Here is a 21,093-nt window from a genome sequence, read left to right on the forward strand (position 1 = left end):
GCTGACGTGGGGCTGGCTAGACTGCCTGCGCCCGCCCGGACACGGCGGCTCGCCTTCTGTACGGAGATTCCGCCATGGTGTTCCGCATCTCCATCGCCCTGGTGCTTGCCCTCGTCCTGCTCGCCGGCCTCCTGCCCGGTCCTTTCAACGACGTGGTGCAGGGCGGCGTCGCGCAGATCATCAAGAGCGCCGGCTGGCTGTATCTGCTGATCGTGTTCATCACCCTGTCCTTCCTCATGTATCTGGCGTTCGGACGGCTCGGCTCGCTGCGCATTGGCGGTGAGGATGCCGAACCCGAGTTCTCCAACGCCAGCTGGATGTCGATGCTGTTTGCCGCCGGCATGGGTATCGGCCTGGTGTTCTGGGGTGCGGCCGAGCCGATCTCACATTTCGTCAAACCGCCCGAGGGCTTGCCGCCGCAGAGCATGGAATCGGCGCGCGCCTCGATGCGCTACGCGTTCTTCCACTGGGGTCTGCATCCGTGGGCAATCTATGCGCTGATCGGGCTGGCGATGGCGTGGTTCCAGTTCAACCGTAATGGCCGCGGCCGCATCAGCGATCTGCTGCAGCCGCTGATAGGCGCACACCATCGTGGCTGGATCGGCACCGTGGTCGATGTGGCGGCGGTGGTGGCAACGGCGATTGGCGTGGCCACCACGCTGGGCTTCGGCACCGTGCAGATCGCCGCCGGGCTGGAGCGCGTCTTCGGCATCCAGGCCTCACCCGCCGTGCAGTTGACCGTGATCGCGGTGGCGTTCGTGCTGTACATGGCGTCCACCACCACCGGCGTGCATCGTGGCATCAAGTGGCTGTCCAACATCAACCTGGGGCTGGCGGCACTACTGCTGGCACTGGTGCTGGTGTTGGGGCCCACCGGTTTCATCTTCGATACCTTCACCACCACGGTGGGTTCCTATCTGAACCAGCTGGTGACCATGAGCCTGCGCATGTCGCCGTTCTCCGGCAGCACCTGGGTGGCGGACTGGACCATCTTCTACTGGGCCTGGTGGATCGCCTGGGCTCCGTTCGTGGGATCGTTCATCGCGCGCGTGTCGCTCGGTCGCAGCATCCGCGAGTTCGTACTGGGCGTGGTGATCGCGCCGAGCATTCTGGGTTTCCTGTGGTTCTCGGTGTTCGGCGGCACCGCACTGTGGTCGCAGATATTCGGCCATGTAGATCTGGCGCAGGCGTTGAGCAACGGCTATGAAACCGTGTTGTTCACCATGTTCGACAGCCTGCCGATGCCCGCGGTGCTCTCGGTGGTGGCGCTGATCCTACTGATGATTTTCTTTGTGACGTCGGCCGACTCGGCGGTGCTGGTGCTGGCGACGTTGTCCACGGATGAGGCGGGTGACCCGCCGTTGTCGCGCAAGGTGACCTGGGGTGTGTGCATCGCGCTGATTGCCGGCGCACTTCTGTTGGCAGGTGGACTGGATGCATTGCAGGGGATGATCACCATCAGCGCCCTGCCCTTTGCAATCCTGATGCTGCTGGTGATGGTGTCGCTGTATCGCGTGTTGGATATGGAATACAACCTGCAGCGGCGCCGGGCGCAGCGTGCACGGCGGATGATGGATGCGTGGATCGAGCGGGAGATTGCCGCGCAGGAAGAGACGAGGGATGAGGCGGCGCGGGCGGATTCGTGAGGGTTTTTTGGGTCCGCATCACGCGATCCATCGGGGAAGGGGCCGGATGTCCTCCGGAGGGACACTCCACGGCATGGATGCCGTGGAGTAGCCTACATGGACGTACTTGCGGCGTGTCCCGGAGCGAGGGCATCCGGCCCCTTCCCGCACGTAGCATTCGAGACGCTGCTGTACGCGCTGTCGATCAGTACCCCGCAGCCTGACCGTCCTTGCGGCTTTCGGACGCGCCGTAGTACACGCCGGTTTCCGGGTCGCGCAGGATGGCCTGGTAGCCGCCGTACGGGCCGTCGGCGAAGGTGACCTTGTGGCCCTTGCGCATCAGTGCGCGCACGGTTTCATACGGGAAGCCGGTTTCCAGGTTGATCTCGCCGCCATCGCTCATTGCCGTCGCCTGGCCGGTCGGCTCGGTGGAACCTTCGTGCTGGATGCGCGGTGCGTCACCCGCTTCCTGCAGGTTCATGCCGAAGTCGACCATGTTCATCACGATCTGCGCGTGACCCTGCGGCTGCATTGCACCGCCCATCACGCCGAAACTCATCCACGGCTTGCCATCCTTGGTCACGAAGCCCGGAATGATGGTCTGGAACGGACGTTTGCCCGGTGCATAACCGTTCGGATGATCCTTCTGAAGCACGAACATCTCGCCGCGGTCCTGCAGGATGAAGCCCAGCCCCGGCGGAGCCATGCCGCTGCCCATGCCGCGATAGTTCGACTGGATCAGCGACACCATCATGCCGTCCGCGTCGGCCACCGTCATGTAGATGGTGTCACCTTCCTGCAACTGCTTCGGCGTGCCCGGCTGCACTTCCTTCAGCGCCTTGTCCATCGAGATCAGCTTGCGACGCTCGGCCGCATATTCTTTCGACACCAGCTTGGCCACCGGCGCCGGGTGGAAGGCCGGGTCGGTGTAGAAGCGCGCGCGGTCGGCAAACGCCAGCTTCTTCGCCTCGGTGAACAGATGCACATGTTCAGGCGAGCCGAAGGCGATCTTCGAGAAATCGTAGCCTTCCAGCACATTGAGGATCTGCAGCGCGGCAATGCCCTGGCTGTTCGGCGGCAGCTCCCACACGTCGTAGCCGCGGTAATTGCTGCTGACCGGCTCCACCCACTCGCCATGGTGGCTGGCCATGTCGTCGTAGCTCAGGTAACCACCATTGGCCTTGAAGTAGCTGCCGATGGTGCGGGCGATATCCCCCTTGTAGAACGCGTCGCGACCGCCCTGGGCAATCTGCTCCAGCGTGTTGGCCAGGTTCGGGTTCTTCCACAGCTCGCCCTTGCGCGGGGCATGCCCGTTGATCGTGAACTGCTCGCCGAATCCCGGGTACTTCGACAGGCGCGGCACGGAGCGATCCCAGTAATAGGCGATGACTTCCGCCACCGGATGGCCTTCGCGCGCGTAGCGGATCGCCGGCGCGAGATTCTCGGCCATCGGCTTGCGGCCAAAGCGCTCGTGCAGCGCGAACCAGCCATCCACCGCACCCGGCACCGACACCGGCAGCGGACCGGTCGCCGGAATCTCCTTCAGGCCACGGCGCTGGAACTCAGCCAAGGTCAGCGACTTCGGCGAGCGGCCCGAGCCGTTGTAGCCGTACAGCTTCTGCGTCTTCGGGTCCCAGACGATCGCAAACAGGTCACCGCCGATACCATTGCCGGTCGGCTCCATCAGCCCCAGCGCCGCATTGGCGGCAATGGCGGCGTCCATGGCCGAGCCACCGCCCTTCATCACGTCCAGCGCGATCTGGGTCGCCAAGGGCTGCGAGGTCGCGGCCATCGCATGTGGGGCGATCACTTCGGAACGGGTGGCGAAGTCGCGGCCGGTGACGCGGTCAGCGGCAGTAGACAACGTGGGCAGGGCGCACAGCAGGGCAGCGGCCAACAGGCCGCGGGCAAGAGGTCGGGACACAAGAGATTCCTGAGGGTGGTTGCCCCTGAATAGTCGCCGCAGCGTGCCCGTACGCACATCCGACAATGGTCATGTACGAAACGCGCGATGCGTCCAAATCCGCGCGGAAACCCACCTTCAATACTTGAATCTGCATTCACCGGAACACTTTCACCCGCAACCATCGTTACGCAACAAGGGTTTGCGCTGGATACAGGCGAAACTGTTGGAAATTGCGTCACCACGGTTGACACCGCCAAAACCGCTGTGGTTTTCTCGATCACATGTTGCGACGCCACACGCCCATCCGCGAATCCATCGAGCACGCCAGCCCTGGCGCGGCCTCGATCCGTTCGCTCCTTGTACTCGTACTTATTACCCAGCCCACAGGTGCGGGACGGATCGGCGTGTAAGCAGTACTGCCAGCAATCCATCAAAACCCGCACCGGTCCCGGCGCGGGTTTTTTCGTTTCAGAACCCTTCGTTTTTGTTTCCCCCTCCCAAAGGACCACCCCGATGAGCACCAACGACCTGCCCCAGATCAAGATCGCTGTAGTCGGCTACGGCAGCCAGGGCCGCGCCCACGCACTGAACCTGCGTGAATCCGGCTTCGACGTGGTGATTGGCCTGCGTCCGGGCGGTCCGACCGAGGTCAAGGCGCAGGCCGACGGCTTTACCGTGAAGGCCCCGGCCGAGGCCGTGAAGGACGCCGACCTGGTTGCCGTGCTGACCCCGGACATGGTGCAGAAGAAGCTCTACGAAGAGGTGCTGGCCCCGAACATGAAACAGGGCGCAGTGCTGCTGTTCGCGCACGGCTTGAACGTGCACTTCAACATGATCGCCCCGCGCGAAGACCTGGACGTGGTGCTGGTTGCGCCCAAGGGCCCGGGCGCGCTGGTGCGCCGCGAGTACGAGATCGGCCGTGGTGTGCCGTGCATCTGGGCGGTGTACCAGGACAAGAGCGGCAAGGCCGCCGAGTATGCGCTGGCCTATGCGGCGGGCCTGGGCGGCGCACGCGCCAACCTGATCCAGACCACCTTCAAGGAAGAAACCGAAACCGATCTGTTCGGCGAGCAGGCCGTGCTGTGCGGCGGTGCCTCGGCGCTGGTCCAGGCCGGCTTTGAAACCCTGGTGGAAGCCGGGTACCAGCCGGAAATCGCCTATTACGAAGTGCTGCACGAACTGAAGCTGATCGTCGACCTGTTCTACGAAGGCGGCATCACCCGCATGCTGGAATTCATCTCCGAAACCGCGCAGTACGGCGATTACGTGAGCGGCCCGCGGGTGATCGATGCCGGTACCAAGGAGCGCATGAAGGCGGTGCTGGCCGACATCCAGGACGGTACCTTCACCAAGAACTGGGTCGCCGAGTACGAAGCGGGCCTGCCGAACTACAACAAGTTCAAGCAGGCCGATCTGGAACACCCGATTGAAAAGGTAGGCAAGGAACTGCGCGCCAAGATGGTCTGGTTGCAAAGTCAAGCCGCGTAACCGCGCGGCTTCCCCCACCGCTTCAGAAAGGTTCCCCGCATGAACACCTCCGCACACAGCAGCGCGCCCCGCAACGGCGCACGCTGGTTGACGCAGGCCCTGGAAGCCGAAGGCGTGGACACGCTGTTCGGCTATCCGGGCGGCACCATCATGCCCTTCTACGACGCCCTGGTGGATTCCAGGCTCAAGCACATTCTGGTCCGCCATGAGCAGGGCGCGGCGCTGGCCGCCAACGGCTACGCCCGCGCCAGCGGCAAGGTCGGCGTGTGCGTGGCCACCTCCGGCCCGGGTGCGTCCAACCTGGTTACCGGCATTGCCGACGCCATGCTCGACTCGGTGCCGATGGTCTGCATCACCGGTCAGGTCGCCACCCCGCTGCTGGGCACCGACGCGTTCCAGGAACTGGACGTGTTCGGCCTGACCCTGCCGATCGTCAAACACAGCTGGCTGGTGCGCTCGGTCGATGACCTGCCGCGCGTGGTCCGCGAAGCTTTCCGCATTGCCCGCGAAGGCCGTCCCGGCCCGGTGCTGATCGATCTGCCCAAGGACGTGCAGGTGGCCGATGCCAGCCACCTGCCGGTGCATGTTCCCGAAACGGTGAACCCGCCGGCAGCGCCGCGCAACGAGGCCCTGGCCGAGGCGTTGGCCGCCATTGCCGCGGCCGAGAAGCCGGTGATCTATGGCGGCGGCGGCATCGCCCTGGGGGATGCGGTCGAGGACTTCCGCACCTTCGTCGACACCACTGCCATTCCCACCGTGCTGACCCTGCGCGGCCTGGGCGCGCTGCCGGCGCAGCATCCGCATTACCTGGGCATGCTGGGCATGCACGGCACCCGCGCCGCCAACATGGCGGTGCAGGAAAGCGACCTGCTGGTCGTGGTCGGTGCGCGCTTCGACGATCGCGCCACCGGCAAGCTGGCCGAGTTCGCACCGTTCGCACGCGTGATCCACATCGACGCCGACGCGTATGAGATTTCCAAGTTACGCAGCGCTGACGTCGCCGTCCCGGGCAATGTCGGCACCGCCCTGCGCACGCTGACCGCCGGCGTGGAAAGCACACCGACCAGCCAGCAGGCGTGGCGCAAGCGCTGCGCGGGCAACCGCGAACGCTTCGCCGCCCGCTACGATGCACCGGGCAACCATATCTACGCCCCGGCCCTGCTGAAGCGCCTGAGCGAAGTGGCACCGGCCAACGCGATCATCGCCTGCGATGTCGGCCAGCATCAGATGTGGGTGGCCCAGCACTGTCGTTTCAATCACCCGCGCAATCACCTGACCAGTGGTGCGCTGGGCACCATGGGCTTCGGTCTGCCGGCGGCGATGGGGGCACAGTTCGCCTGCCCCGACCGCACCGTGGTGCTGGTGTCCGGTGATGGCAGCTTCATGATGAACGTGCAGGAGCTGGCCACCATTGCGCGCTGCCGGCTGCCGGTGAAGATCGTGCTGCTGGACAACAGTTCGCTGGGCATGGTGCGGCAGTGGCAGGAACTGTTCTTCGCTGAGCGTTACAGCGAGATCGACCTGTCCGACAACCCCGACTTCGCAGCGCTGGCCAAGGTATTCGGTATTCCGGCCACCCGCATCGAAGCGCGCGACGACGTCGAAGGTGGCCTGGCCGCACTGCTGGCCGAGCCGGGCCCGGCCCTGCTGCACGTGGCCATTGATGCCCGCGCCAATGTCTGGCCGCTGGTTCCGCCGAACAATGCCAACAGCACCATGCTGGACAGCAACCCTGCTCACCAGACCCAGGAGATTCCCAATGCAATACCGGCTTGACCTGGTGCTGGTTCCCGCCGAGGGCGCGCTGCTGCGCGTGATCGGCATGGCCGAACGCCGCGGCTTTGCGCCGCGCGCGATCGCTGGCGCGCCCAATGCCGCCGACGATGGCCGCTGGCACCTGCAGCTGGTGGTGGACGGCAGCCGTCCGCCGGAAACGCTGTGCCGCCAGATCGAGAAGATCTACGACTGTGTTTCGGTGCGGATCAGTGCGCTGGGGGAGAGCAATGCGGGCTAGCCGCGCCCCGCAGGAACCGGATGTAGGCGACGTAAGCGTCGCCGATGTGCTGGCCGCGCAGGCGCGGCTGCGTCGATTCCTGCCGCCTACGCCGCTGCATTATGCCGAGCGGTTTGGTACCTGGCTGAAGCTGGAGAACCTGCAGCGCACCGGTTCCTACAAGGTGCGCGGTGCGTTGAACGCGCTGCTGGCCGGGCGCGAGCGCGGCGACGAGCGGCCGGTGATCTGCGCCTCGGCCGGCAATCATGCGCAGGGCGTGGCGTGGTCGGCCTATCGCCTGAATATTCCGGCGATCACGGTGATGCCGCATGGCGCGCCGGCGACCAAGATCGCAGGCGTTGCGCACTGGGGGGCTACGGTCCGCCAGCATGGCAACAGCTATGACGAAGCGTATGCCTTTGCCCGGCAGCTGGCCGAACAGAACGACTACCGCTTCCTGTCTGCGTTTGACGATGCCGACGTGATCGCCGGCCAGGGCACGCTGGGCATCGAACTGGCCGCGCATGCGCCGGATGTGGTGATCGTGCCGATTGGCGGCGGTGGCCTGGCCTCGGGCGTGGCACTGGCGCTGAAATCCCAGGGCGTGCGCATTGTCGGGGCCCAGGTCGAAGGCGTGGACTCCATGGCCCGTGCCATCCGGGGCGACGTGCGCGAGATTGCCCCCGTGGCCACCCTGGCTGACGGCGTGAAAGTAAAGATTCCTGGTTTCCTGACCCGTCGTCTGTGCAGCGCGCTGCTGGATGACGTGGTGATAGTGCGCGAGGCCGAGCTGCGCGAAACCCTGGTGCGGTTGGCACTGGAAGAGCATGTCATTGCCGAAGGTGCCGGTGCGTTGGCGCTGGCCGCCGGCCGCCGCGTGGCCGGCAAGCGCAAGTGCGCGGTGGTGTCCGGCGGCAACATTGATGCAGCTGTGCTCGCACAACTGCTTTGCGACGTGCGCCCGCGCGCGCCGCGCAAGCCGCGACGGCGCAGCGCCGAGCGCCCCCGACTATCGACGGGGTCGGACCGCGAGACCGTGTTGGCCGGCCAACGGCCGGCGCTACCGACCCCCACCCCTTCTTCTTCCCTTCCTACCCATTCCGGCACCCCCGTCGAGGAGACTTCCTGGTGACTACGCCCAACTCCCCCCGCATTCGAATTTTTGACACCACCCTGCGCGACGGCGAGCAATCGCCCGGCTGCAGCATGAGCCCGCAGCAGAAGCTGGTGATGGCCCGCGCCCTGGACGAACTGGGCGTGGACGTCATTGAAACCGGCTTCCCGGCCAGCTCGCAGTCCGACCGTGACGCGATGGCACTGATCGGCCGCGAAGTGCGTCGCCCGACCCTGGCGGTGCTGTCGCGCTGCCTGCAGGCCGACATCGAAACCTCGGCCAAGGCGCTGGAAGCAGCCGCCAATGCGCGCCTGCACGTATTTCTGTCGACCAGCCCGCTGCACCGCGAGCACAAGCTGCGCATGACCCGCGAGCAGGTGCTGGAGTCGGTACACCGCCACGTCAGCCTGGCCCGCAGCTATGTGGACGATGTCGAGTTTTCCGCCGAAGACGCGACCCGCACCGAAGAAGACTTCCTGATCGAGGTCGCTCGCGTGGCCGCCGCCGCCGGTGCCACCACCATCAACCTGCCGGATACGGTCGGCTTCACCACCCCGGAAGAGATCCGCGGCATGTTCCAGCGGGTGATCGCCGGCGTGCCGGACAGCGACCGCATCATCTTCAGCGCGCACTGTCACAATGACCTGGGCCTGGCCGTGGCGAATTCGCTGGCCGCCATCGAAGGCGGTGCCCGCCAGGTGGAATGCACCATCAATGGCATCGGCGAGCGCGCCGGCAACTGCTCGCTGGAAGAGCTGGCGATGGTGCTGAAGGTCCGCAACGCCTTCTACGAAGAAGACACCCGCATCAACACCCCGCGCATCGTGTCCACCTCGCAGCTGCTGCAGCGTCTGGTCGGGATGCCGGTGCAACGCAACAAGGCGATTGTGGGTGCCAACGCATTTGCGCACGAATCCGGCATCCACCAGCACGGCATGCTGCGCCACCGTGGCACCTACGAGATCATGCGTCCGGAAGACGTGGGCTGGGAGAACTCGCAGATGGTGCTGGGCCGACACAGTGGTCGCGCCGCCGTGGAAGCCCGCCTGCGTGCACTGGGCTTCTGGCTGGAAGAGGAAGAGCTGAAGCTGGTGTTCGAGCAGTTCAAGGCGCTGTGCGAGCAGCAGCGGGTGGTGACCGATGCCGACCTGCAGGCGCTGATGCAGGGCAGCAGCACCCAGAACGGCTACCGCCTGGCCTCGATGACCATCAGCGATGTCGGCAGCCGCGCCAACGCGCTGGTCGAACTGTCCGACCCGGATGGAAACCGCGTGGCCGAAACCGCGCAGGGCGACGGCCCGGTGGATGCGCTGTTCGGGGCGCTGTCGGCGGCGACCGGCGTGCAGCTGCACCTGGACAGCTACCACGTGCACAGCGTGGGCATCGGCGCCGATGCGCGCGGCGAAGCCAACCTGAGCGTGCGCCATGAGGGTGTGGAGTACGAAGGCACCGGCACCAGCCGTGACATCATCGAGGCCTCGGCACTGGCCTGGCTGGACGTGGCCAACCGCCTGCTGCGTCAGCGCCAGGCCACGGCCGAACAGCCCGCCGCCACCGCTGTTGCCTGACCCCCAATTTCTGCAAGGCCACGCTCCAGATGAACGAGCCCATGAACCCAGCACCCCGCACCCTGTACGACAAACTGTGGGACGCCCACGTGGTCGTACCCGAATCGGACAGCGCGCCCGCCGTGCTGTACATCGACCTGCACCTGATCCATGAAGTGACCTCGCCGCAGGCCTTCACCGAGCTGCGCGAGCGCGGTCTCTCGCCGCGTCGCCCGGACCGTACCAAGGCCACCATGGATCACTCCACCCCGACCCTGCCGGCCCGCAGCGACGGCAGCCTGCCGTACGCCAGCGCTGCCTCCGAGGCGCAGGTGGAAACCCTGGCGCGCAACTGCGCCGAGTACGGCATCGAGCTGTTCGACATGCAGTCGGCCAACCGCGGCATCGTGCATGTGATCGCTCCGGAACAGGGCTTCACCCAGCCGGGCATGACCATTGTCTGCGGCGACAGCCACACCTCCACCCACGGCGCATTCGGCTCATTGGCGTTCGGCATCGGCACCAGTGAAGTCGGCCATGTGCTGGCCACCCAGTGCCTGCTGCAGCGGAAAGCGAAAACCATGGCCATCACCGTGGACGGCCCGCTGCCGCGCGGCGTAGGAGCCAAGGACGTGGTGCTGCACATCATCGGCGTGATCGGCGTCAACGGTGGCACCGGTCACGTACTGGAGTTCCGTGGCAGCACCATCGAGGCGATGGACATGGAACAGCGCATGACCCTTTGCAATATGTCGATCGAGGCCGGCGCACGCGCCGGCATGGTCGCGCCCGACCAGGTCACCTTCGACTGGGTCGCCGCCACTCCGCGTGGACCGAAGGGTGCCGAATTCGACGCCGCCGTGGCCGCCTGGTCGCAGCTGCGCAGCGATGTCGGCGCCCGCTTCGACAGCGAAGTGCAGATCAGTGCCGCCGACATCCGCCCCACCTTGACCTGGGGCACCCACCCCGGCACCGCGCTGGCGGTGGACCGGCCGATCCCGGCCGCCAACGACGCGGCTGACCAGAAGGGCCTGGACTACATGCAGTTCCATGCCGGCCAGACCCTCGCCGGCACGCCGGTCGACGTGGTCTTCGTCGGCTCCTGCACCAACGGCCGCCTGAGCGACATGCGTGAAGTGGCAGAGGTGTTGCGCGGTCGCCATGTCGCCAGCGGCGTGCGCATGCTGGTGGTGCCCGGCTCGGAGATCGTCAAGCGCGAGGCCGAAGCCGAAGGCATCGACGTGATCGTGCGCGAGGCTGGCGCGGAATGGCGCGAACCCGGCTGCTCGATGTGCATTGCCATGAACGGCGACCTGGTCGCCCCCGGCCAGCTGGCGGTGAGCACCAGCAACCGCAACTTCGAAGGTCGCCAGGGCCCCGGTTCGCGCACCCTGCTGGCCTCGCCGATGACCGCCGCCTGGGCCGCTGTGAACGGCAAGGTCGCCGATACCCGCGAGCTGTTCGCGCAGGAGGTCGCGTAATGAGCGGCTTCCGTACCCTGACCTCGGCCAGCGTGGTGCTGCGCCAGACCAACATCGACACCGACCAGATCATTCCGGCGCGGTTCCTGTCCACCACCGAACGCGCCGGCCTCGGCCGCAATGCCTTCAATGACTGGCGCTGGCAGGCCGACGGCAGCCCGGTCGCCGACTTCCCGTTCAACCAGCCGCACAATGCCGGCCGCAGCATCCTGCTGGCCGGGCGCAACTTCGGCTGCGGCTCCTCGCGCGAGCACGCGCCGTGGGCGCTGACCGACCTCGGTCTGCGCGCCATTGTCAGCAGCGAGATCGCCGACATCTTCCGCGGCAATTCGCTGAAGAATGGTCTGCTGCCGATCGTGCTCGCCGAAGCCGATGTACAGTCGCTGATGCAACGCCCCGACGACGAGCTGACGATCGATGTGGCCGCGCGCGAACTGCGCACCCCCGATGGCCGGGTCTTCTCTTTCCCGCTGGACGGCTTCTCGCAGACCTGCCTGCTGGAAGGCGTGGACCAGTTGGGGTATCTGTTGGGCCGTGTCCCTGAAATCGAACGTTACGAGAGTGAGCATGCACGCTGAGATTGTTGTACTGCCCGGTGATGGCATCGGCCCGGAAGTTGCCGCCGCCGCTGTTGCCGTTCTGAAGTCCATTGCCGAGCGCTTCAACCACAGCTTCACCTTCAGCGAGCACGACATCGGCGGCATTGCCATCGACCGTCACGGTGAGCCACTGCCGGCCAGCACCCTGGCCGCCTGCCAGTCCGCCCAGGCCGTGCTGCTCGGCGCGGTCGGCGGACCAAAGTGGTCGGACCCGAATGCAAAGGTGCGTCCGGAGCAGGGCCTGCTGGCCATCCGCAAGGCGCTGGGCCTGTACGCCAACCTGCGCCCGGTGCGCACCCATGAGGCCGCCCTCGGTGCCTCTCCGATCAAGGCCGAGCTGCTCAAAGGCGTGGACTTCGTGGTAGTGCGCGAACTCACCGGCGGCATCTATTTCGGCGACAAGACCCGCGACGCCGACAGCGCCAGCGACCTGTGCCGTTACACCGTCACCGAGATCGAACGCGTGCTGCGCAGCGCCTTCACCCTCGCCCGCCAGCGCCGCGGCAAGGTCACCTCGGTGGACAAGGCCAATGTGCTGGAAACCTCGCGCCTGTGGCGCGATGTCGCCGCGCGGATCGGCCGCGAAGAATTCCCGGATGTTGCGCTGGAGCACCAGCTGGTGGATTCGATGGCCATGCACCTGCTGGCCAAGCCGCGCGAGTACGACGTGATCGTGACCGAAAACATGTTCGGCGACATTCTGACCGACGAGGCCTCGATGCTGGCCGGGTCGTTGGGGTTGTTGCCGTCGGCGTCGCTGGGTGCGCCGGGTGCCGTGGGCATTTACGAGCCGATTCACGGGTCTGCGCCGGATATCGCCGGCAAGGGCATTGCCAATCCGTACGCCACCATTTTCAGTGCCGCGATGTTGTTGCGGCATTCGTTGGGGTTGGAGGCAGAGGCGGCCGCGGTTGAGGCCGCGGTGCATGCGGCGTTGGATGATGGGGTGTTTACCGCGGATCTGGCTGCGAAGGGCCAGGCCGTGAGTACTGCGCAGGCGACCGAGGCCGTGTTGGCGCGATTGGGATGACATGAGGTACCGACCAACGGTCGGTACCTACCGGTAGGTCACGACCGTTGGTCGTGACCTGGGCGCGTCATCATTCCGCCTCGCTGGGTTTCACCCGGAACCAGGCCGCGTACAGCGCTGGCAGGAACACCAGGGTCAGCACGGTGCCGACGATCAGGCCGCCCATGATCGAGATCGCCATCGAGCCGTAGAACGCGCTGCGCGACAGCGGAATCATCGCCAGCACCGCCGCCAGCGCGGTCAGCACGATCGGGCGGAAGCGGCGCACCGTGGCGTCGATGATCGCGTGCCAGCGGTCATGCCCCGCATCGATATCCTGCTGGATCTGGTCGATCAGGATCACCGAGTTGCGCATGATCATGCCCGCCAGCGCGATCGTGCCCAGCAACGCCACGAACCCGAATGGTGCGCGGAACAGCAGCAGGAACAGGGTTGCCCCGATGATCCCCAACGGGGCCGTCACCAGCACCATCGCCGCCCGCGAGAAGCTGCGCAGCTGCAGCATCAACAAGGTCGCCACCACGATCAGGAACAGCGGCATGCCCGCCTTGATCGAATCCTGGCCGCGTGCCGAATCCTCCACTGTGCCGCCCGTCTCCAGCAGATAGCCGTGCGGCAGTTCCGCGCGGATGCCGTCCAGCGTCGGCAGGATCTGCTGCACCACGTCCAGCGCCTGGCTGCCATCGCCGATGTCCGCGCGCACCGTCACCGTCGGCAGACGATTGCGGTGCCAGATGATGCCGTCCTCGAACACGTACTCCAGGCGCGCCACCTGTGACAGCGTCACCGAGGTGCCGCTCTGGGTGGGAATCGCCAGGCTGCCCAGCATGTCCAACCGGATGCGCTCGTTATCCGGCCCGCGCAGCAGCATCTCGATCAGGCGGTTGCCCTCACGGTAGGTGCTCACGCTGGTGCCCGACAGCGACGTGCCCAGCAGCTGGCTCACCTGCGCACTGGTCACCCCCAGCGCGCGCGCACGGTCCTGGTCGATCACCAGCCGCACCACCTTGCTCGGCTCGCTCCAGTCCAGGTTGACGTTCATCACGTGCGGGTTCTCGCGGACCTTGGCTTCCACCTTGCGCGCAATCGCCTGCACCTGCGCGATGTGTTCGCCGGAAACACGCAGCTGCACCGGGTAGCCCACCGGCGGCCCGTTCTCCAGCCGGGTCACGCGCATCTGCACGTCCGGGAACTGCGGAATGACCTCTTTCAGCAGCCAGTCGCGGGTTGCTTCACGTGCTTCCGCGTTCTCCGTCAGCACCACGAACTGCGAGAAGTTGGTCGCCGGCAGTTGCTGGTCCAGCGGCAGGTAGAAGCGCGGGGAGCCGGTGCCCACGTAGGCCACATAGTTCTGGATGCCCTCGCGGCCTTTCAGCAGCTTCTCCAGCTTGCTCGCCTGTGCCTGGGTCGCCTGCAGCGATGCGCCCTCGGCCAGTTCGATGTCCACCATCAGTTCCGGCCGGGTCGAATCCGGGAAGAACTGCTGCGGCACGAAGCGGAAGATCAACAGCGAGAACACGAACAGCGCGGCGGTCGCCGCAATCACCCACCAGCGATGACGCAGGCACATGTCCAGGAACCGGCGGAAGCGCGTGTAGAACGGCCGCTGGTACGGATCGTGGTCGTGCCCGTGCTGCTTGGGCACGATGAAGCGGCCCAGCGCCGGGTGACGGTCCGCCCACGCCTGACGGCGCGCCAGCCAGCGCCCGGCCAGGCTGTCGGGCCTCGGCGGTTGCGGGTTGAACAGGTCCGGCAGCATCTTGTCGCCGAGGTACGGAATGAACAGCACGGCGGCAATCCACGACACCACCAGCGCGATGGTCACCACCTGGAACAGCGAACGGGTGTATTCGCCCGTGCTCGACGCCGCGGTGGCAATCGGCAGGAAGCCGGCGGCGGTGATCAACGTGCCGGTCAACATCGGGAACGCGGTCGATTCCCAGGCGAAGCTGGCGGCGCGCAGGCGGTCGTAGCCCTGCTCCATCTTGGTGGCCATCATCTCCACCGCGATGATCGCATCGTCCACCAGCAGGCCCAGCGCCAGCACCAGCGCGCCGAGCGATATCTTGTGCAGGCCGATGTCGAAGTAATGCATGACGAAGAAGGTCATCGCCAGCACCAGCGGAATGGTCACGCCCACCACCAGGCCCGTACGCAGGCCCAGCGAGAAAAAGCTGACCAGCAGCACGATCACCACGGCCTCGGTGAGCACCTGCACGAACTCGCCCACCGATTCTTCCACCGCATGCGGCTGGTCGGAGACCTTGCGCAGCTGCATGCCCACCGGCAGGGTCTTCTGCAGGCGTTTGAACTCGGCATCCAGCGTGGACCCAAGCTTGAGGATGTCGCCGCCGTCCTTCATCGCCACCGCGATGCCGATGGCGTCCTCGCCCATGAAGCGCATCTTCGGCGACGCCGGGTCGGCAAAGCCACGCTTCACCTCGGCGATATCGCCCAGGTGGATCGTGCGTTCGCCGGCCTGGATCGGGAAACGACGGATGTCGTCCACGCTCTGGAACTGACCGGTCACGCGCAGCTGCACGCGGTCGGTGGGGGTTTCAAAGAAGCTGGTCGCCGCCATCACGTTCTGGTCGGCCAGCGACTGCTGCACCTGCTGCAGGGAAACACCCAGCGTGGCCAACTTGGTGTTGGACAGTTCGATCCAGATCTTTTCGTCCTGCAGACCTTCCAGCTCGATCTTGCCCACATCGGGCACCCGCTGCAGCTCCAGCTGGATGCGGTCGGCGTAGTCGCGCATCACCGCGTAATCGAAGCCTTCGCCGGTCAGTGCGTAGATGTTGCCGAAGGTGTCGCCAAATTCGTCGTTGAAGAACGGCCCGACAATCTCACGCGGCAGGGTCGGCTTGATGTCGCCCACCCGCTTGCGTACCTGGTACCACAGGTCCGGAATGGCCTTGGAGCGCAGGCTGTCCTTGGCCGCGAAGATCACCTGCGACTCGCCGGGGCGAGAGTACGAGCGGATGAACTCGTACTGCCCGGTGTTGAGCAGGGCCTTCTCGATCGGCTCGGTCACCTGGCGCGAGACCTGTTCGGCGGTGGCACCGGGCCACTGCGTGCGCACCACCATCACCTTGAAGGTGAACGGCGGGTCCTCGGACTGCCCCAGGTGCTTGTACGACCACGCACCGATGATGGCGAAGGCGAGCATCGCGAACAGCACCAGTGGCCGGTTGCCCAGCGCCCATTCGGAAAGATTGAAGCGGCGCACGGGCTCAGTTCCCCTTGGCCGCAGCGGGTGCCGGCTTCGCCGCCGGGTTCAGCAGCGGACGGTTCTGGCGATCCACCGGAGCCACCACCTGGCCTTCACGCAGCAGATGCCCACCGGCGGCCACCACCCAATCCTGCGCGGACACGCCGCTCAGCACCGGCACCGCATCCGGTCCGTACGCGCCCACCGTCACCGGGGTCGCCTTCAGCGCGCCGTTGGCCGGGTTGACCACCCACACGCTGGCCTTGCCGTCCGCCCCGCGCAGCACTGCGCCCAGCGGCAGCTGCAGGATGCCGCTGCGGCCTGCGCCGGCGAACACGCGTGCGCTCTGGCCCAGCTCCACATCTTTCAAGGCTTCCTCGGCCAGGCTGACCCGCGCCGCATAGGTGCGGGTCTGAGCATCGGCGGCCGGTGCAATTTCGCGGATGGAACCCGGCAGCAGCTGGCCCGGCGTGTTCCACAGTTCCACCTGAACCTCCTGGCCGACCTTGTAGTCGCGGATATGGCTTTCCGGCAGCGCGATGAGCACCTCGCGGCCGCCGTCGGCGGCCAGGGTGAAGATGGTCTGGCCGGCACTGACCACCTGCCCGGCTTCAGCCTGACGGCTGGCGATCACGCCGTCGGCGGGTGCGCGCAACTGCGCATACGCCGCCTGGTTGCGGGCCACGGCCAGGTTGGCGCGGGCGGCATTGGCCTGGCCCTGCGCGGCCTTGAACGCCGCGGTCTGCGCATCCAGCGTGGACTGACTGACAAGCTGCTGTTCGGCCAGCTTGGCGTAGCGCTTCTGGTCGTCGCGGGCGCGCACCAGGTCGGCTTCGGCGGCGGCCAGCTGGGCCTGGCTGGCACTGGCCTGGGCGGCATAGTCGGACACGTCCAGTTCGGCCAGCACATCGCCCTTGCGCACGCGCTGGCCGGCATCGACATGGCGGCGGATCAGGTGCCCGCCGACCTGGAACGACAGCGTGCTTTCCTCGCGCGCATGCACCTCACCCGGATAGGCCGCCACTTCCTGGCCGGCCACCGTGCCCGGCTGCACCACCAGCACCGGTAACGGCGCTGCCGGCTCTGCGTCCTGCTTGCCACACGCTGCCAGCATCAACGCCAGCAGCCCACCGCCCATCCATCGCATGTTGTTCATGAGGTCCTGGACCTTGAAGAAACCGGGGGAAGACGACACCGACGAGACACTCTATATCGGCATCGAAATTATTGAACCGACCGGTATAGTATAAATATCGAACCGATTGGTCTAGTATTCAATCAATGACCGATCCGACCACTTCCTCTGCGCCGCCCAAGCCCTCTGCCAAGGCCGCCGGACCCGGGCGTCCGAAGGACCTGGGCAAGCGGGCCGCGATCCTCGACGCCGCCAAGGCGCTGTTCGTCGAGCAGGGCTACACCGGCGTCAGCATGGACAGCATTGCCGCCCAGGCCGGTGTGTCCAAGCTGACCGTTTACAGCCATTTCGGCGACAAAGAGACGCTTTTCACCGAAGCTGTGCAGTCCACCTGCATGGAAATGCTGCCCGACGCCCTGTTTGTAACGGATGCGGAAGGGCCGCTGCGTGAACAGCTGCTGGGCATTGGCCGGGCGTTCTTCGCGATGATCACCTCGCCGGCCGCGGTCGCGGTGCAGCGGGTGATGATGGCCCCGGATACCGACGACCGTATCCGCGAGATGTTCTGGGTGGCCGGCCCGCAGCGCACCAGCGCGGCCCTGGCCGAGTTCCTGCGGGGCCGTACCGCCGCCGGTGAACTGGAGATTTCGGACTTCCAGACCGCGGCCCTGCAGTTCTTCACCCTGATCAAGGGCGAGCTGCATACGCATATGATGTGCGGCATGCGCCCGGCCCCGGCCGAGTGCGATGCCGATGCCCATGTGCACGCCAGCGTCGACTTCTTCCTGAGGGCGTACGCTACCCGCCCCTAGGCTCGTTTTCACAACCTGAATGGACCGGAGGTCGCGGTGACTTCCGGCACTGCGTCTCCCACATGTCGGCAGCGATGCTTTGATCGCGCCGCCGGCTCCCGGCACCGGTAAAATGGCCGGCCCACTGCGCTGGATTAGAACCTCATGACGATCGATTACGCCCACGCCCGCGAACTGATGGTTGAACAGCAGATCCGTCCCTGGGACGTGCTGGACATCCGTGTGCTCGATGTTCTGGCAAAACTGCCGCGGGAGGCGTTCGTCGCTGAAGCGCACCAGAAGCTGGCCTACACCGACGTGGAACTGCCGCTCGGTTTCGGCCACAAGATGATGAAGCCGGTGATTGAAGGCCGCACCCTGCAGGCCCTGGATCTGCAGCCGGGTGACGAAGTGCTGGAAATCGGCACCGGCAGCGGCTACCTCAGCGCCTGCATCGGCGCGCTGGCCCGTGAAGTGCTGAGCCTGGAGATCCAGCCGGAGCTGGCCACCAGCGCGCGCGCCAACCTCGACCGTACCGGCCTGGGCACCAACGTGCGCATTGAAACCGCCGATGCCCTGAGCTGGTCGAGCGAGCGTCGTTTTGATGTCGTCGTGGTGACTGCGGCAGTCGATACCATCCCGTCACATTTCGTCTCGCTGCTGCGTCCGGGTGGTCGTCTGTTCGTCATCCGCGGTACCTCGCCGGTGATGGAAGCGGTGCTGGTGAAGGCCGATGGCAGCATCGAATCGCTGTTTGAAACCGATATTGAATACCTGCGCGGTGCCGCCCCGGCACCCCAGTTCCAACTCTGAGTCCAAGGAAGCCGCAATGATCCGCCGATCCCTCGCACTTGCGCTGGCCGCCGCACTGCTGCCGATGACCGCCTCTGCCGCCGACCTGCTGCAGGTCTATGAAATGGCGCGCAACGGCGATCCGCAGCTGGCCGCGGCAGAGTCCACCCGTCTGTTCGACAAGGAAGGTGCCGTCCAGGCCCGCGCCGCGCTGCTGCCGCAGATCAACGGCCAGGCTACGCTGGGTCGCAACCGCACCACGCCGAACCACGACGTGGACACCACCTCGTTCACCACCAAGAGCCGCAACTACACGGTGGATGGTTCGCAGACCCTGTTCAACTGGACCCAGTTCTCGAACCTGCGTTCGCAGCGCGAGCTGAGCAAGGCGGCGGATTTCACCCTGGATTCGGCCAACGACGATCTGATCGTGCGCACCTCGGCCGCGTACTTCAACGTGCTGGTGGGCATCGAGTCGCTGTCGGCCGCGCAGACCAACGAAGCCGCTGCCAAGAAGCAGTTCGACTTCGCTGACAAGCGCCTGGAAGTGGGCCTGGCCCCGATCACCGACGTGCACGAAGCCCGCGCGCAGTACGACCAGGCCCGTGCCAACACGATCATTGCGCAGAACACCCTGGCCGACGCCTACCAGGCGCTGACCGAATTGACCGGCCAGCCGGTCACCGACCTGAAGGCACTGCCGGAAGATTTCCGTCCGGAACTGCCGGCCCAGTACGCCACCGTGGATGCACTTGTGACCAAGGCGGTGGAACAGAATCCGGCGCTGAAGGCCTCGGAGCTGAAGGTCAGCGCAGCCGAGTCGTCCGTGTCTGCCGCACGCGGCGCGCACTACCCGACCCTGTCGCTGGGTGCCAGTGCCGGCAAGTCGGCCAGCTGGGGTGACGTGGTGGGTTCGGGCAGCAACTTCAGCCCGGACCAGCGCACCAACAGCATCGGCCTGACCCTGAGCGTGCCGATCTTCTCCGGCGGTGCCACCCAGTCCGGCGTGCGCCAGGCCCTGGCCCAGCGCGACATCGCCCAGGACGGCTACGAGCAGCAGAAGCGCGCCCTCGACCGCAACACCCGCAACGCCTACCAGTCGCTGGTGGCCGGCATCAGCGAGGTGGAAGCACGTCGTCTGGCCGTGGTCTCCGCGCAGAGCGCGTACGACGCTTCGCAGGTCGGCCTGGAAGTGGGTACCCGCACCGTGCTGGACGTGATCCAGAACCAGCGCATCCTGTTCTCGGCGCAGCTGGAATACGCCAACGCCCGCTACACCTTCCTGCAGCGTCGCCTGCAGCTGGGCCAGGCGGTCGGCGTGCTCGACATCGCCGAACTGCAGGACATCAACCGCCTGCTGACCCAGCAGGCCGCCACGCCGAGCACCACGGTCAACAACTGATCGCGGTGTAACGCTGGAACGAAAACGCCACCCGAGAGGGTGGCTTTTTTTGTGCCCATCATTTGTAAAACGTGCTGCGACCACCCGGCTGGCGCTTGAAGCGCCGGTGTATCCACAGATACTGATCCGGTGCCTCACGCACCATCGCTTCAATCGCCTGATTCACCCGCGCGGTATCGGCTTCCACGTCTTCGCTGGGGAAATTCTCCAGCGGCGCGCCGATCTTCAGGAAGTACTTCCCGCCTTCGCGACGGTGGAAATACGGGATCACCGCACAGCCGGTCATGCGTGCCAGCTGGTGCGTGGCGGTGATGGTGGACGCGGTGTGGCCGAAGAACGGCACGAACACGGTGTCCTTGCCGCGCATGTCCTGGTCGGGTGCATACCAGAGGAAGCCGCCCTTCTTCAGATGCCGCACGGTGGCACGGATATCCTCATTGGCGTACATCGCCTTGGCATAGCGCAGCCGGCCGAACTTCACGGCCCATTCGTACACCGGGTTGCGATGCTTGCGATACATGCCGGACAGATCGACGTGGTCGCACAGCAGGCGACCGCACATCTCCAGCGTCATGAAGTGCCCGGACACCAGCAGCACGCCGCGGCCCTCGGCCTGCATGCGGTGCAGGTGTTCCAACCCTTCGATCTGCACCTTGGGGCGGATGCTGTCGATGCTGCCCCACCACGCGCGGGCGAACTCGAAGATGCCCACGCCCAATGCATCGAAGCTGTCACGCAGCAGGCGCTGCCGCCAGGCCTCGTCCTGTTCAGGGAAGCACAGCTTGAGGTTCACTTCGGCCGCCTTGCGGCGGCTGCTGGCCAGCCGGTACGCCACCGTGCCCACGCCCCGGCCCAGCGCCCGTTGCAGGCCCCAGGGCAGCCGCGCGACCGCGAAGGCCCCCAGCATGAAGGCGAACATCGGCCAGTGCCGGGGATTGCGCAGCGACGGACGGGTCGCGGTGGAAGCGTTATCGGACAT

16 protein-coding genes are annotated in these 21,093 nt (G+C 66.0%); 12 read left to right on the top strand and 4 right to left on the bottom strand.

Going from position 1 to position 21,093, the window contains the following annotated elements; translation table 11 throughout:
- Window positions 1-74 precede the first annotated feature (74 nt).
- Window positions 75-1,646, top strand: a complete 1,572-nt coding sequence (locus PDM29_RS03455) for a BCCT family transporter (RefSeq protein WP_311192498.1) — start codon at window positions 75-77, stop codon at window positions 1,644-1,646.
- A 184-nt stretch (window positions 1,647-1,830) separates the two neighbouring features.
- Here the strand turns inward: PDM29_RS03455 and ggt are convergent, their stop codons facing one another.
- Window positions 1,831-3,549, bottom strand: coding sequence for a gamma-glutamyltransferase (gene ggt / locus PDM29_RS03460; RefSeq protein WP_311192499.1), 1,719 nt, complete (start codon window positions 3,547-3,549; stop codon window positions 1,831-1,833).
- A gap of 495 nt (window positions 3,550-4,044) precedes the next feature.
- On the opposite strand from ggt, the gene ilvC reads away from it, so the two are divergent.
- Genes ilvC through leuB form a run of 8 tightly spaced genes read left to right on the top strand, consistent with a single transcriptional unit; the run spans window position 4,045 to window position 12,783 of the window.
- Window positions 4,045-5,019, top strand: coding sequence for a ketol-acid reductoisomerase (gene ilvC, locus PDM29_RS03465; protein ID WP_311192500.1), 975 nt, complete (start codon window positions 4,045-4,047; stop codon window positions 5,017-5,019).
- A gap of 39 nt (window positions 5,020-5,058) precedes the next feature.
- Window positions 5,059-6,795, top strand: a complete 1,737-nt coding sequence (gene ilvG / locus PDM29_RS03470; protein WP_311192501.1) for an acetolactate synthase 2 catalytic subunit — start codon at window positions 5,059-5,061, stop codon at window positions 6,793-6,795.
- The gene (locus PDM29_RS03475; RefSeq protein ID WP_125360476.1) at window positions 6,779-7,033 is read left to right on the top strand and encodes an ACT domain-containing protein; all 255 of its coding nucleotides are present in this window, start codon (window positions 6,779-6,781) and stop codon (window positions 7,031-7,033) included. The genes ilvG and PDM29_RS03475 overlap by 17 nt, the downstream gene beginning before the upstream one ends.
- Entirely contained in the window at window positions 7,023-8,144 is a 1,122-nt protein-coding gene (locus PDM29_RS03480; RefSeq protein WP_311192502.1) for a threonine dehydratase, read from the top strand. The genes PDM29_RS03475 and PDM29_RS03480 overlap by 11 nt, the downstream gene beginning before the upstream one ends.
- Window positions 8,141-9,694 (top strand): 2-isopropylmalate synthase, encoded by a 1,554-nt coding sequence (locus PDM29_RS03485; RefSeq protein WP_425508711.1) that lies wholly within the window; start codon window positions 8,141-8,143, stop codon window positions 9,692-9,694. The genes PDM29_RS03480 and PDM29_RS03485 overlap by 4 nt, the downstream gene beginning before the upstream one ends.
- A gap of 41 nt (window positions 9,695-9,735) precedes the next feature.
- Entirely contained in the window at window positions 9,736-11,154 is a 1,419-nt protein-coding gene (leuC, locus tag PDM29_RS03490; protein ID WP_311192503.1) for a 3-isopropylmalate dehydratase large subunit, read from the top strand.
- Window positions 11,154-11,732: a 3-isopropylmalate dehydratase small subunit gene (gene leuD, locus PDM29_RS03495; protein WP_311192504.1), complete on the top strand. Its 579-nt coding sequence runs from the start codon at window positions 11,154-11,156 to the stop codon at window positions 11,730-11,732. Before leuC ends, leuD begins: the two co-directional genes overlap by 1 nt.
- A complete protein-coding gene (leuB, locus tag PDM29_RS03500) occupies window positions 11,722-12,783 on the top strand; it encodes a 3-isopropylmalate dehydrogenase (RefSeq protein ID WP_311192505.1) in 1,062 nt (353 codons plus the stop codon). Before leuD ends, leuB begins: the two co-directional genes overlap by 11 nt.
- A gap of 70 nt (window positions 12,784-12,853) precedes the next feature.
- Here leuB and PDM29_RS03505 read toward each other — a convergent pair whose 3' ends face one another.
- Both PDM29_RS03505 and PDM29_RS03510 read right to left on the bottom strand, forming a co-directional pair.
- A complete protein-coding gene (locus tag PDM29_RS03505; protein ID WP_311192506.1) occupies window positions 12,854-16,012 on the bottom strand; it encodes an efflux RND transporter permease subunit in 3,159 nt (1,052 codons plus the stop codon).
- A 4-nt stretch (window positions 16,013-16,016) separates the two neighbouring features.
- Complete coding sequence (locus PDM29_RS03510) at window positions 16,017-17,150, bottom strand: efflux RND transporter periplasmic adaptor subunit (protein WP_311192507.1); 1,134 nt, start codon at window positions 17,148-17,150, stop codon at window positions 16,017-16,019.
- Window positions 17,151-17,275: 125 nt separating this feature from the next.
- On the opposite strand from PDM29_RS03510, the gene PDM29_RS03515 reads away from it, so the two are divergent.
- The 3 genes from PDM29_RS03515 to PDM29_RS03525 all read left to right on the top strand — a co-directional run bounded on the left by PDM29_RS03515 (window position 17,276) and on the right by PDM29_RS03525 (window position 20,114).
- Window positions 17,276-17,941 carry a TetR/AcrR family transcriptional regulator gene (locus tag PDM29_RS03515; protein WP_311192508.1) on the top strand — a complete coding sequence of 222 codons (666 nt, stop codon included), beginning with the start codon at window positions 17,276-17,278 and terminating at the stop codon, window positions 17,939-17,941.
- A 144-nt stretch (window positions 17,942-18,085) separates the two neighbouring features.
- The gene (locus PDM29_RS03520) at window positions 18,086-18,733 is read left to right on the top strand and encodes a protein-L-isoaspartate O-methyltransferase family protein (protein ID WP_311192509.1); all 648 of its coding nucleotides are present in this window, start codon (window positions 18,086-18,088) and stop codon (window positions 18,731-18,733) included.
- Between the two features lie 16 nt (window positions 18,734-18,749).
- Window positions 18,750-20,114 (top strand): TolC family outer membrane protein, encoded by a 1,365-nt coding sequence (locus PDM29_RS03525; protein WP_311192510.1) that lies wholly within the window; start codon window positions 18,750-18,752, stop codon window positions 20,112-20,114.
- 58 nt (window positions 20,115-20,172) lie between these two features.
- On the opposite strand, the gene PDM29_RS03530 is transcribed toward PDM29_RS03525, so the two are convergent.
- The gene (locus PDM29_RS03530) at window positions 20,173-21,093 is read right to left on the bottom strand and encodes an LpxL/LpxP family Kdo(2)-lipid IV(A) lauroyl/palmitoleoyl acyltransferase (RefSeq protein WP_311192511.1); all 921 of its coding nucleotides are present in this window, start codon (window positions 21,091-21,093) and stop codon (window positions 20,173-20,175) included.

The organism is Stenotrophomonas oahuensis, assembly GCF_031834595.1.
Classification (GTDB): domain Bacteria; phylum Pseudomonadota; class Gammaproteobacteria; order Xanthomonadales; family Xanthomonadaceae; genus Stenotrophomonas; species Stenotrophomonas oahuensis.